This window comes from Pseudoruegeria sp. HB172150 (genome assembly GCF_013184805.1).
Taxonomy (GTDB): domain Bacteria; phylum Pseudomonadota; class Alphaproteobacteria; order Rhodobacterales; family Rhodobacteraceae; genus Psychromarinibacter.
Genome location: NZ_JAATNG010000001.1, coordinates 1,435,497 through 1,447,695 on the forward strand (window position 1 = coordinate 1,435,497; position 12,199 = coordinate 1,447,695).

The window sequence follows — 12,199 nt, forward strand, 5'->3', positions numbered from 1 at the left end:
ACCTAACGGGAGGATGACATGATCCACACGAAACTCAGAACCCTGACTGCTGCCGCCCTGGCAATCGCCACGCTCGGCACGGCAGGTAACGCACAGTCGGTCGAACTGATTTTTTCCGACGTGAACCCGCCGGAAGTACCGCGTTCCAAGGCGATGACCGACATCTTCGCCGCCGAGCTTGGCGACGAGTTCGACTTCCAGCCCTATTTCAGCGCCACGCTGATGAAGCAGGGCACGGAACTGGTCGGCATGCAGCGCGGCAACATCAACATGGCCGGGTTGCCCCCGTCGGACCTGGCGCAGCAGGCGCCGGAATTCGACATCCTCGGCGCGGCCTACGTCGTGCGCGACCAGGCGCACCTGAAAGCGATTTTCGAAAGCGAGGTCGGCGAACAGCTCAAGGCCATCGCGCGGGACAAGCTGGGCGTCGAGATCCTAGGTACTTTCTATTATGGCACCCGGCAGGTGAACCTGAAGGGCGACGCCGAGATCATGACGCCGGAGGATATGTCGGGCGTTAAGCTGCGGATGCCAGGCGGCGAGAGCTGGCAGTTCCTGGGTAAGGCGCTGGGCGCAAATCCGGTGCCGATCCCCTACACCGAGCTTTACACCGCGCTGCAGTCGGGCGTCGTCGACGGGCAGGACAACCCGCTTCCGAACGACAAAGCGATGAAGTTCTACGAAGTGACCGATCAGATCGTGCTGACCAACCACAACGTGGGCTTCGGCATGCTACTGGTTTCTTCGCAGCTGTGGGACAGTCTGACACCGGAACAGCAGCAAAAGATGCAGGCTGCCGCCGACAAAGCGACCGCCTGGTCGGATGAACAATACCTCGCTGAAGAGGCCGAACTGGTCGAGTTCTTCGAAGGCGAGGGGCTGAAGGTCTATGAGCCCGACGTCGCGGCCTTCCAGGCTTACGCGCAGGAGCAATATCTGAGTTCGCCGCTGTCGGCGTCCTGGCCCGAGGGCATGCTGGACGCGATCAACGGGCTCTGACCGCGGGCCATACAGGCTGAACAATGGACGGCGCCGGGTCTGGCAAGACCCGGCGCCGTTCCCGTTTCAGGGAGTTACCGATACCAGATCGCGGCGTAGCGGGCCTGGCCGCCGGCGGTGTAGCCGGAGATGTCCTGCAGGCGGTAGCCCTGGCTGGTCCACTTGTCGAACTCCGCCTGGTACTGGGCGCCGGTCAGGCCGTGGCGGGCAACGTAGCCGCCGGGGGACATGGTCCAGATCGCGGCATAGTAGGGGGTACCGTTCACATCGTAGCCGTTCACGCGGAGGGGCTTAAAGCCCATGGCGCTCATCTGATTGAAGGTCGCCTGGTACTGGGCCGAGGTCATCCCGTGGCGGGCCTGCCATGCACTGCCGCCCTGCTTGCGCCAGATGGCGGCGTAGCGGACCTGGCCTGCGGCCTCGTATCCGGTGACATCGGTCAGGCGGTAGCCCTTGGCGACCCAGCTGTCGAACTCGGCCTGGTACTGGGCGGAGGTCAGGCCGTGGCGGGCGACGAAGGCACCGCCGGATTTGGCCCAGATGGCGGCGAACTTGCCGCCGTAGCCCGAGACGGTCTCGGGGGCGAAGCCCTTGGCGGTGAGGTCGTTGAAGTTCGACTGGTAGGAGCCGCCGGACATGCCGTGGCGCGCGGCCCAGGCGGGGCCGCCCTTTTTCGACCAGATGGCGGCATAGAAATCGGTGCCGTTGACCCGGTAGCCGGAGACGTCGGTGAGGCGGTAGCCCTGGCCGGTGAACTGGTTGAAGGCGGATTGATACTGGGCCGAGGTCATGCCGTGGCGGGCGATCCAGGCCTGGGCCTGGGCCGAGGCGGAGGCGAGGGGGAAGAGGGCCAGCGCCGCGAGGGCGGCGAGGGCGGCGGGGCGGGGGAAACGGAGCTTGGACATGAGGAAGGACCTTTGGTTGCAATGGCTGTAACGATGGGTCGGGAGAGCGACGGGACGGGTTCAAAATCGCCGCTAAAACTGAGCGTCCCCATGGGGACGGGGGGTCAAGTCATTGATTTCAGGCATGTTAGCGCAAACGTCGTGTGGGGACGCACAGTTCGTGCCATCCGGCTGAACCACGGTTCGGGCGTCGCTCAGAACCGCCAGGAGAGGCCGAACATCGGGCCGCTGAGCGTGTTGCTCAGGATCGCGCCGTCGTGCTCGAGCCGCAGATAGACATGGCGGTACCCGAGTGACAGCGACAGATCGTCCGTCAATGCATGGTTCGCGGTGACGACAGCCTGCGAGGTGAAATCCGACACCACATCGAAGCCGCCGACATCGAAGTAGCCGGTCACCGACCATGCGGGCGAAAGCCGAGCCTCGGCCCGGATGCCAATGATTGGATCGCCCAGTGGCTGTTCACCCGAAGTGCTGATGCCGAGGCTCGGGACGTCTACCTTTGCGCCCACTTCCCACACCCGCGCGCCCGCCAGAAGATCGACCGTACCGGTCGGTTCCCGCACCACCCGCCGGCCAATCGCGACGGTGGCGGAGCGTAATGACAGCTCGCCGGAAGCCTCAATGCCGCGGGCGATCTCGCCCGAGCGCGTGCCCGTTGAATTGCTGTAGTCGGCGTAGAAGACGAGGCGATTGCGATGCGCGAGAAACGACAGGAAGAAAGCCGCGTCACCGCCATCCAGGAAGTCGAGGAAAGCGGGATCGAAAGCGAAGGTGGGGCCGCCTTCGAACGGTATGATCTCGCCTCCGGCGCCGGCATCCCAGCCATAGAGGCTGATCTGGCCGGACCACGGCGCCTGAACATCCTGCGCGTGCACTTGGTGTATCATACCGCCAAGCCAGGCCAGCAGGATCGGCAGGGCAACTGGCCAGCGCCCGCGGTTTCGGCGTTTCTTCGACATCACTCGGTGCCCGTGACGATGTTTCCCGCTACTTCAACCCATGAGAAGCCGTCGCTGGGTGATACGCCTGAGGCTGCGTCACATCCCGGCTGGCGTCAATGACGGGTGACAAGGCCCGGTGGTTCCGGCCCGGCGGCGTCTGGCTGCGATGCGGCATGCGGAGGCGTGCCGAATCCGGCCCTTTCCCCTTGCGAAGCCCCCCCTCGCAGCCTATTAGGGCGTCTGATTTTGCGGGGGCCGCACATGTTCGCCGGCCCATGGATGAATGAGGACAATATGCAGGTCACCGAGACCCTGAACGAAGGTCTGAAGCGCGGATATTCTATTACGCTGACCGCCGCCGAGCTGGACGAGAAGGTCAATGCGAAACTGGCCGAGGCCCAGCCCGAGGTCCAGATGAAGGGCTTCCGGAAGGGCAAGGTGCCGATGGCGCTGCTGAAAAAGCAGTTCGGTCAGCGGGTGCTGGGCGAGGCGATGCAGGAAGCCATCGATGGCGCCATGCAGTCGCATTTCGAGGATTCCGGCGATCGCCCGGCTCTGCAGCCTTCGGTCGAGATGACCAACGAGGACTGGAAGGAAGGCGATGATGTCGAGGTCGCCATGTCCTATGAGAAACTGCCGGAGATTCCGGAAGTCGACACCAAGGCGCTGAAGCTGGAGAAGCTGGTCGTCAAGGCCGAGGATGGGGCCGTGGACGAGGCGCTGAAATCGCTGGCCGAGAACGCGCAGAGCTTCGAGGACCGCAAGAAGGGCTCCAAGGCGAAAGACGGCGATCAGGTCGTTATCGACTTCAAGGGTTCGGTCGACGGTGAGGAATTCGAAGGCGGTGCCGCGGAAGACTATCCGCTGGTGCTGGGTTCCAACAGCTTCATTCCCGGTTTCGAAGAGCAGCTCGTCGGCGTGAAGGCGGGCGACGAGGTCGAAGTGAAGGTGACCTTCCCCGAGGAATACGGCGCGGAGAACCTGGCCGGCAAGGATGCGGTCTTTGCCTGCACGGTGAAGGAAGTGAAAGCGCCGAAGCCGGCCGAACTGGACGACGAACTGGCCAAACGCTATGGCGCGGAAGATCTGGAAGCCCTGAAGGGCCAGATCCGCGAGCGACTTGAGACCGAATACGGCCAGGCCTCTCGTCAGGTGATGAAGCGGTCGCTGCTGGACCAGCTTGACGGCCTGGTGAAATTCGATCTTCCGCCGAGCCTTGTGGAAGCGGAAGCGAAACAGATCGCGCACCAGCTGTATCACGAGGAGCATCCGGACGATCACGGCCACGACCATGGCGAGATCGAGCCGACCGACGAGCACCAGAATCTGGCCGAGCGCCGCGTGCGCCTTGGGCTGCTGCTGGCCGAGCTGGGCCAGAAGAACGAGATCCAGGTCTCGGACGCCGAGATGACCCAGGCGGTCATGCAGCAGGCGCGGCAGTACCCCGGACAGGAGCGGCAGTTCTTCGAGTTCGTGCAGCAGAATCCGCAGATGCGTCAGCAGATCCAGGCGCCGATCTTCGAAGACAAAGTTGTGGACTATATCTTCGAACTGGCCGAGATTTCGGAAAAGCCCGTCAACAAGGATGAGCTGGAAAAAGCGATCGAGGCTCTCGAAGCCGACGACTGACGGACCCTTTTGGGGAGGAGGAGAAGGCCGCCCTGCAGGGCGGCCTTTTTTCGTTTTTGCGTTGGATCAAGGGGCTGTCACGGTGACGCGTGTACAATGCGATCAGGCAGACGATGGGGAGACGCGCCATGCCTGTGACACATGAACAGATCGCGTTGATCCGGTGGAGCTTTGACAAGCTGCGGCCACGACTTGAGCCGGCATCGACGTTTTTCTACGAAGAGCTGTTCCGGCTGCGGCCGGACCTGCGGGAGATGTTCCGCGAGGACCTTGCGGGGCAGGGCATGAAGTTCATGTCGACGCTGGAGACTGTGATCGACTCGCTGGAGGCACCAGCGACGATTGCGGAGCGTATCGAGGAGCTTGGTCAGCAGCACCGACGCCTGGGCGTGACCGGTGAGATGTTCGAGCCGATGGGCGAGGCGCTGATTACCACGCTGCGCGAGGTTCTGGATGATCTGGGGCCCGACGTTGAGGCCGCCTGGCGGGCGGCCTATGCCGACCTGTCGGATGCGATGGTCGAAAAGGGCGACATCCCCGCCTCTTAACTGCGCGTGAGGCGGATCAGTCGGCCGTTGTCCTCGTCGGTGATGATCAGGATCGCGCCGTCGCCGTCGATCTCTATGTCGCGAACGCGGGCGAAACCGTGGAGCAGGCGTTCCTCGGCCATCACCTTGCCGTCTTCGATCTGGAGCCTGACCACACCGCCGGGCTTCAGCGAAGAAATCAGCAGATCGCCCTGCCATTCCGGGAACATCTCGCCTTCGTAGGGGTGCATGCCGGCGGGGGCGATGACAGGGTCCCAGAAGTAGACCGGTTCCTCCAAGCCGTCGGCGGAGGCGACGCCGTCGCCCACCGGCGAACCGTTGTAGTTCTCGCCGTAGCTGACGACCGGCCAGCCATAGTTGAGGCCGGGCAGCGGGGTGTTGAGTTCGTCACCGCCCTTGGGGCCGTGTTCGATCGTCCAGAGCTGACCCTCCCAGAAGTATGCGCCCTGGATGTTGCGGTGGCCGTAAGACCAGATGCCGCCAAGCGCGTCGTAGTTGCCGGTGAAGGGATTGTCCGTGGGGACGGTTCCGTCGAGGTTCAGGCGCATGACCTTGCCGAAGCTTTTCAGCAGGTCCTGCGCGTAGACCGCGAATTGCGGGAAGCTGTGCTCTCCGGTTGTGATGTAGAGGTGGCCGTCGCCGTCGAAGGCGATGCGGGAGCCGAAGTGGAGCGGGGAGGGGACGGGCGGATCCTGGACGAAGATGTCCTCGACATTCGTCAGTTCAGTGAAATCGTCGGACAGGGTGCCGCGTGCGGCGGCTGTGGCCGTCGTGCCGTCGTCGAAGGGCTTGGAATAGGTCAGGTAGACGATGCGCGAGCTGTCGAAGTCGGGAGCCAGGGCAACGTCGAGCAGACCGCCCTGGCGCATGCTGAGCACCTCCGGAACACCGGCGATCGGGTCGGAGACGGTGCCGTCCGCGGCGATGCGGCGAAGCTGACCGGAGCGTTCGGTGACCAGGAACCCGCCGTCGGGCAGGATCTCTATCCCCCAGGGGTGATCGAGGCCCTCGGCGACGGTTTCCCGCTCCAGCGTCAGGTCTGAGGTGACGAGCTCGGCCCGGAACTGGTTGTCGAGGGCGGGTGCGAGGGTCGTGTTGCGCTGGCCCCAGGAAAAGTCCTGGGCGACGGCCGGCGCGGCGAGGGTGGCGGCGAGGGCGAAGGCGAGACGTGGGAACATGGATCTCTCGTGTCGGTGCGGGTCATTTTTTGAACTTAGCCGGAGCGGGGAGAGTTCAAGCGGCGCGGCAAGGCGGGAAATCCTTTTCGGCTCGCAATGCTTCACGATATCCTGAGCGGGCATTTGAATTCGGAGGGGTGGATGAGATTCGTTTGGGTTTTCCTGATTTTCGCCGGCCTTGCAGCGCCGCTGGCCGCACAACAGCAGCTTGGCGCCTACTATGCCGAGATCGGGTATGAGGACATGCGGAATTCCCGGGGCGTCCGGTTGGGCGATTTCGGGTCGGTGCTGCAGCAGGACCGGGCCAACGTGCACCGGTTCGGGATCTGGCACGATGGCGACCAGGCGGATCCGTATTTCGCCAATCGCAACCTGAGGGCGTCGATCCCGGCATTGTACCGGAATGGACCGCGTGAGGCGCTGATCGAGCAGATCGTCATGCAGGGCAATCCGCTGCGGATCGTGGTGATCATGTGCGGCTATGGCGGATCGCTGAACTACCTGGTGGTCGGCTTCGCGGATGGCGACTGGCATCCGGGCTGCAGCTGAAGCGGGGGCCAAGCAGACCTCCGCATTTAATGTCCAACCGAAGCTGCAGTATCCGAAAGAAAGAGGCCGCCTGCGCCGGTCGCAGCAGATTGCTGGATTGAGCCCTTAGCGGCGTATTCTCGCCAAAGTCCTCTGTCGCAAAAGGTGATAAACTCGCGTGGATGTGGCGATTCTGCTCCATTCGAACCAAGGGATAGTGCGTTGGAGAGATTGAATGTGTTTCGCGCCTCAAGCGAAGAAGACTTCGCCGACGCTCGGGCGCTTTCACGGGCTTGGGTAGAGTGGCTGTTCAAGGCTCATCCAGAGCATCGGGAGAAGACCCTTCGGAAATTTCCACCGGATCGCTACGAAAAAACCCTAGCAGAACTTCCACTCATCCATTCGGCCCCACATGGCGCAATTCTTCTCTGCAAAATTGCCGAAAAAACAGTTGGCTGCGTCATGTATGATCAGATGGAACCAAACGTTGCCGAAGTTCACCGGTTGTTTGTCACAGAGCAAGGCCGGGGCAGTGGGGTAGGTCGCGCATTACTCGAAGAGATGTTCATCCAGATGCGCCTGGACGGCTACACCGCCGTGCGCTTTTCGTCGGCGCGTTTTCTGACGCATGCCCGTCAACTCTACGAAAGCCTAAATTTCGTCGAGATTCCTGCTCCACAAGGCGCGCCAAGCTACGTGTATTTCATGGAGCGCAATTTGTAAGCTTCACGGCTCTCAAGTGCAGTGCGGCTACGGCAGCTTTGTCCGCGATGCTGACCGTTTGCCCGCTGCGCGACATACCCGGGTCAGATAAGCCTGATGCCTCGAGCAACCGTCCGTGGCGGCACCGCATGGACGGGATCATGTACCCGACCTGTCGGGTCTGAGCTGCGCGGGATCTGAAAAATCCGGGCCAATGCCGCCGCATTCGCGCATCGGGCAAACGAGAAAGGGCCGCCCGATGGGGCGGCCCTCAAACCGATCAGTATGAGCGCGATCAGTTCTGTTGTTCTTCGGTATCCGGCTGGTCTTCGCCGCTGTCCTCGGTCTCCGGGGTGGCGACCAGGTCCTCGTCGTCCGAGGTGGCGGCGCCGATGTCTTCGAAGAGCTCGGAGATCTCGAATTCGGCGGCGGCCTCTTCTTCGGCGGCCAGTTCCTGGATCGATTTGCCGGCTTCCTGAAGTTCGGCCTCTTCCTGCGAGCGGGCCACGTTCAGGGTGATCACGGCCTCGACTTCCGGGTGCAGGTGCACGGTCACGGCGTGCAGGCCCAGTTCCTTGATCGGCTGGGCGATGATCACCTGCTTGCGGTCGACCGAGAAGCCGGCCTCTGTCGCCACGTCGGCGGCATCACGCGTGGTGACGGAGCCATAGAGCGACCCGGCGTCGGAAGCGGAGCGAATCACGACGAACTTCTGGCCGTCGAGTTTCGCGGCCAGATCCTCGGCCTCTTTCCGGGTTTCCAGGTTGCGGGCTTCGAGCTGCGCCTTCTGGGCTTCGAAGGCCGAAATGTTGTCCTGGCTGGCGCGCAGGGCTTTTTTCTGCGGCAGAAGGTAGTTGCGCGCGTAGCCTTCTTTGACCGAGACCACGTCGCCCATCTGGCCCAGCTTGGCCACGCGTTCGAGAAGAATGACGTCCATGGGTCGTCTCCTTATTTCACAGCGTAGGGCAGCAGGGCGAGGAAGCGGGCGCGCTTGATCGCGCGGGCCAGCTCACGCTGCTTCTTGGCGGACACGGCGGTGATGCGCGACGGCACGATCTTGCCGCGCTCGGAGATGTAGCGCTGCAGGAGCCGGGTGTCCTTGTAGTCGATCTTGGGTGCATTGTCGCCGGAGAAGGGGCAAACCTTGCGGCGGCGGAAAAACGGTTTAGCTGCCATGGGTTATACTCCTTAGTTGCGGCGTTCGCGACGGTCGCCGCGGTCACCACGGTCGCGGTCGTCACGTTTCTGCATCTGGACCGAGGGGCCCTCGTCGTGGCCGTCGACCTTTATGGTCAGGACGCGCATCACGTCGTCATGCAGGCGCATCAGGCGTTCCATTTCCTGAACGGCCGGCGCGGGTGCATCGGTTTTCAGGAAGGCGTAGTGGCCCTTGCGGTTCTTGTTGATCTTGTAGGCCATCGTCTTGACGCCCCAGTACTCCGATTCAACGACCTTGCCGCCGTTGTCCGAGAGGACGGTGCCAAAATGTTCGATGAGGCCTTCGGCCTGCGTGTTGGACAAGTCCTGACGCGAGATGAATACATGCTCGTAAAGCGGCATGCGTGCTCCATTTCTATCATAGCGCATTTCAAAGGTCCGGCCGGTGACACCTTCCGCTGGCCGGGCCACGAGAGTCTGCGCTGCTACGGGTCGTTCGCGGAAGGAAGCCGCCTTATACAGCGGATCGTGCGCGATGCAAGGCTTTCCGGGCTGTTTGCTTTTCCCTGAAAATGCACGGGCGCGGTCCCAATCCGGACAGATTCCGTGCCTAGGCTCAGGGCAAGCGAGTAGAGGATGGCGACAAGACCATGCTGGCTGCCAAGGCCCGATACCTGAGACATCTCTTCACACCCGAACCGCTGAGCCTGCGCGAGACGGATTGGGGTTACGTGATCCGGTCGGCACATCCCGACAGCGCGCTGCCCAAGCGATGGGTCTACGGCGCGCTGGCGGGCGGAGCGCTGTTCTGGATCGTCCTGTGGCTGGCGCCGGGTATCGGTGCGGTGTGGAAAGCGGCGTATTGCCTGCTGGTCCTGGCGGCGCTGCATTTCGGGCTGAAGCGCATGGGGCAGGCAAAGGCGCATGAGTTGCAGGTGGATATGCGCCGCCGCGAATTGCGGCTTGGCGTGGTGACGGCCGCCGGCGACACGTGGATCAAGGGCAGCCTCCGGTTCGACGAGATCGACGGCAGCACGATGAAGCGGGCCGGTGGAAAATGTGTGCTGTGGTTGCAGATCAAGGGCAGCCAGGCGCTGGCGCCGGCCGGCGTCGGGTCGGAGGCGGAACTGCTGCAGATCAACGAGCGGCTGGCGCGGGACCTGAAGCCGGTGGCAAGCCAGGTGAGTTCCTACAAGCTGGCATCGAACGGTGCGAAGCGGGCCGGCGGAAGCCGTTTCCCGCCACTGAGCCCGCCGGAATACGCCTGAACCGGCGGTTCATCGACAATTGCAAGCCCACGCGCGGCGCGGTATGGCCCCCCGACACCGGAGTGATCAGGGAGGCGGTTCATGGCGCGTGCATTCATCTTTCCCGGGCAGGGAGCGCAGGCTATCGGCATGGGCAAGGCACTGGCCGAGGCCTATCCGGGTGCGAAGGCGGTGTTCGACGAGGTCGATGAGGCGCTGGGAGAGCGCCTGAGCACGCTGATCTGGGACGGTGAGGCGGAAACCCTGACGCTGACCGAAAACGCGCAGCCGGCGCTGATGGCAACCTCGCTTGCCGCGATGCGGGCGCTGGAGGCGGAGGGCGCGAGTATAGAGCTGGCGGCTTTCGTCGCGGGGCATTCCCTTGGAGAATATTCGGGGCTGGCCGCCGCTGGCGCGCTGAGCGTGGCCGACACGGCGCGGCTGTTGCGGACCCGCGGGCGCGCGATGCAGCAGGCGGTGCCTGTCGGGCAGGGCGCGATGGCCGCGTTACTCGGGCTGGATTTCGAGACGGCGGCGCAGGTTGCGGCGGATGCGGCGCAGGGTCAGGTCTGTGTTGCGGCGAATGACAACGATCCTTCGCAGGTCGTGATCTCGGGCCATGCAGAGGCGGTGGCGCGGGCCGCGGATCTGGCCAAGGAGGCAGGCGCCAAACGGGCCCTGATGCTGCCGGTGAGCGCACCGTTCCATTGCGACCTGATGGCGCCGGCCGCGGAAGCGATGGCCGAGGCGCTGGCGGGGGTGGAGATCGCGACGCCGAAAGTGCCCGTCGTGGCAAATGTGACCGCGGAGGCAGTGAGCGACCCGGTAAAGATCCGCGAGTTACTGGTCGAGCAGGTGACGCATTCGGTGCGCTGGCGGGAGTCGGTGGCCTGGATGGCTGCGCAGGGCGTGGACGAGACCTGGGAGATCGGCGCCGGCAAAGCGTTGTCGGGCATGGTGCGGCGGATCGAGAAAACCATTGCCGTGCGGGCAGTGGGCACGCCGGAGGATGTGAGCGCCGCAGTCGAGAGCCTTGCCGCGGCCGAAACGTGAGAATTCCAGCAAGAACCCATACGGAGATAAGGGATGTTTGATCTGACAGGAAAAGCGGCGCTGATCACCGGTGCCTCGGGCGGCATCGGCGGCGCAATTGCCAAGGCGCTGCACGGCGCGGGCGCCACCGTGGGCCTTTCAGGCACACGGGTCGAGCCGCTGGAGACCTTGGCGGGTGAACTGGGCGAGCGGGCGCATGTGCTGCCGTGCAACCTGAGCGACCGTGACGCGGTGGCCGCCCTGCCGAAAGAGGCGGCCGAGGCGATGGGCGCGGTCGATGTCCTGGTTAACAATGCCGGTATCACCCGCGACAACCTGTTCATGCGGATGAGCGATGAAGAATGGGACAGCGTGCTGGAGGTCAACCTGACGTCTTCCATGCGGCTGTCGAAAGCATGCCTGCGCGGCATGATGAAGGCCCGGTGGGGACGCATCATCAGCATCGGTTCGGTCGTGGGTTCTGCCGGAAATCCGGGGCAGGGCAACTATGCCGCGGCCAAGGCCGGTCTGGTCGGCATGTCGAAGTCGCTGGCCTATGAAGTCGCCAGCCGCGGCATCACCGTGAACGTGGTGGCACCCGGCTTCATCACCACTGCGATGACGGACAAGTTGACCGACGATCAGAAGTCGGCAATCCTCGGCCAGGTGCCCGCGGGACGCATGGGGGACCCCGAGGAAATCGGTGCCGCCGTGCTGTATCTGGCAAGCCCGGAAGCGGGTTACGTGACCGGTGCGACGTTGCATGTTAACGGTGGAATGGCCATGTTCTGAGGGCCGGATGCGGCTGCCGAGAAAGCGTTTGCCTTACCGGGGTGATATGCTATAGGCGGCCCACATTTGGCCAGTGACCAGCCGCTAGACGGCGGTTCAATTGGCGTTTCAGCGGGCAGCGTTCGCCCGAACGGGCAAACAGAGACAAGCGGGCGAACGGTCCGCACTGGAAATGAGGAACGACTATGAGCGACGTCGAAAAGCGCGTTAGGAAGATCGTGGTGGAGCACCTCGGAGTCGAGGAAGAAAAGGTGACCGAATCCGCTTCGTTCATCGACGACCTGGGCGCCGACTCTCTTGATACGGTTGAGCTGGTTATGGCCTTCGAAGAAGAGTTCGGCATCGAGATCCCGGACGACGCCGCCGAAACCATCCAGACCTTCGGCGACGCGGTTTCGTTCATCTCGCAGAACACCGACTGAGCCAACTCTCAGCCGTCGAATTTGCGTAAGGCGCCCTGGTCAGGGCGCCTTTTCGCGTTTGCGGATCGAGGATTTCCGCATGCGTGTGGTTCGCGGGCGTTGCCGCGACGGGATG

Annotated in this window: 15 protein-coding genes; 9 read left to right on the forward strand and 6 right to left on the reverse strand. The window is 63.4% G+C overall.

The features are described from left to right. The first annotated feature begins 18 nt into the window (after nt 1-18). Nucleotides 19-999: a sialic acid TRAP transporter substrate-binding protein SiaP gene (locus tag HCO70_RS06935; protein WP_172294349.1), complete on the forward strand. Its 981-nt coding sequence runs from the start codon at nt 19-21 to the stop codon at nt 997-999. Between the two features lie 74 nt (nt 1,000-1,073). Here the strand turns inward: HCO70_RS06935 and HCO70_RS06940 are convergent, their stop codons facing one another. Together HCO70_RS06940 and HCO70_RS06945 are read right to left on the reverse strand one after the other, a co-directional pair. Next, the gene (locus HCO70_RS06940) at nt 1,074-1,904 is read right to left on the reverse strand and encodes a hypothetical protein (protein ID WP_172294350.1); all 831 of its coding nucleotides are present in this window, start codon (nt 1,902-1,904) and stop codon (nt 1,074-1,076) included. A gap of 194 nt (nt 1,905-2,098) precedes the next feature. After that, nucleotides 2,099-2,866 carry a hypothetical protein gene (locus tag HCO70_RS06945; protein WP_172294352.1) on the reverse strand — a complete coding sequence of 256 codons (768 nt, stop codon included), beginning with the start codon at nt 2,864-2,866 and terminating at the stop codon, nt 2,099-2,101. Between the two features lie 276 nt (nt 2,867-3,142). On the opposite strand from HCO70_RS06945, the gene tig reads away from it, so the two are divergent. Continuing rightward, nucleotides 3,143-4,477 (forward strand): trigger factor, encoded by a 1,335-nt coding sequence (tig, locus tag HCO70_RS06950; RefSeq protein ID WP_172296193.1) that lies wholly within the window; start codon nt 3,143-3,145, stop codon nt 4,475-4,477. Nucleotides 4,478-4,605: 128 nt separating this feature from the next. Then, nucleotides 4,606-5,025, forward strand: a complete 420-nt coding sequence (locus HCO70_RS06955) for a globin domain-containing protein (RefSeq protein WP_172294354.1) — start codon at nt 4,606-4,608, stop codon at nt 5,023-5,025. Here HCO70_RS06955 and HCO70_RS06960 read toward each other — a convergent pair. Continuing rightward, nucleotides 5,022-6,203: a PQQ-dependent sugar dehydrogenase gene (locus tag HCO70_RS06960; protein ID WP_172294356.1), complete on the reverse strand. Its 1,182-nt coding sequence runs from the start codon at nt 6,201-6,203 to the stop codon at nt 5,022-5,024. The two genes, HCO70_RS06955 and HCO70_RS06960, sit on opposite strands and share 4 nt — an antisense overlap. A 141-nt stretch (nt 6,204-6,344) precedes the next feature. Between HCO70_RS06960 and HCO70_RS06965 the strand changes: the two genes are divergently transcribed. Both HCO70_RS06965 and HCO70_RS06970 read left to right on the forward strand, forming a co-directional pair. Continuing rightward, nucleotides 6,345-6,752 (forward strand): hypothetical protein, encoded by a 408-nt coding sequence (locus HCO70_RS06965; RefSeq protein WP_172294358.1) that lies wholly within the window; start codon nt 6,345-6,347, stop codon nt 6,750-6,752. Nucleotides 6,753-6,953: 201 nt separating this feature from the next. Next, nucleotides 6,954-7,454 (forward strand): GNAT family N-acetyltransferase, encoded by a 501-nt coding sequence (locus HCO70_RS06970; protein ID WP_172294360.1) that lies wholly within the window; start codon nt 6,954-6,956, stop codon nt 7,452-7,454. Nucleotides 7,455-7,728: 274 nt separating this feature from the next. Here the strand turns inward: HCO70_RS06970 and rplI are convergent, their stop codons facing one another. The 3 genes from rplI to rpsF are packed head-to-tail and all read right to left on the reverse strand — an operon-like array spanning nt 7,729 to nt 8,993. Continuing rightward, nucleotides 7,729-8,370, reverse strand: a complete 642-nt coding sequence (rplI, locus tag HCO70_RS06975) for a 50S ribosomal protein L9 (RefSeq protein WP_172294362.1) — start codon at nt 8,368-8,370, stop codon at nt 7,729-7,731. 11 nt (nt 8,371-8,381) lie between these two features. Continuing rightward, nucleotides 8,382-8,609, reverse strand: coding sequence for a 30S ribosomal protein S18 (gene rpsR, locus HCO70_RS06980; RefSeq protein ID WP_005982441.1), 228 nt, complete (start codon nt 8,607-8,609; stop codon nt 8,382-8,384). A gap of 12 nt (nt 8,610-8,621) precedes the next feature. Continuing rightward, nucleotides 8,622-8,993, reverse strand: a complete 372-nt coding sequence (gene rpsF, locus HCO70_RS06985) for a 30S ribosomal protein S6 (RefSeq protein WP_172294364.1) — start codon at nt 8,991-8,993, stop codon at nt 8,622-8,624. Between the two features lie 248 nt (nt 8,994-9,241). Between rpsF and HCO70_RS06990 the strand changes: the two genes are divergently transcribed. From HCO70_RS06990 to HCO70_RS07005, 4 genes are all read left to right on the forward strand, one after another. Next, complete coding sequence (locus HCO70_RS06990) at nt 9,242-9,859, forward strand: hypothetical protein (protein WP_172294366.1); 618 nt, start codon at nt 9,242-9,244, stop codon at nt 9,857-9,859. 81 nt (nt 9,860-9,940) lie between these two features. Then, nucleotides 9,941-10,891: an ACP S-malonyltransferase gene (gene fabD / locus HCO70_RS06995; RefSeq protein ID WP_172294368.1), complete on the forward strand. Its 951-nt coding sequence runs from the start codon at nt 9,941-9,943 to the stop codon at nt 10,889-10,891. Between the two features lie 33 nt (nt 10,892-10,924). Continuing rightward, nucleotides 10,925-11,662: a 3-oxoacyl-[acyl-carrier-protein] reductase gene (gene fabG / locus HCO70_RS07000; protein ID WP_172294370.1), complete on the forward strand. Its 738-nt coding sequence runs from the start codon at nt 10,925-10,927 to the stop codon at nt 11,660-11,662. A gap of 185 nt (nt 11,663-11,847) precedes the next feature. Continuing rightward, nucleotides 11,848-12,084, forward strand: a complete 237-nt coding sequence (locus tag HCO70_RS07005; RefSeq protein WP_172294372.1) for an acyl carrier protein — start codon at nt 11,848-11,850, stop codon at nt 12,082-12,084. The last annotated feature ends 115 nt before the right edge of the window (nt 12,085-12,199 follow it).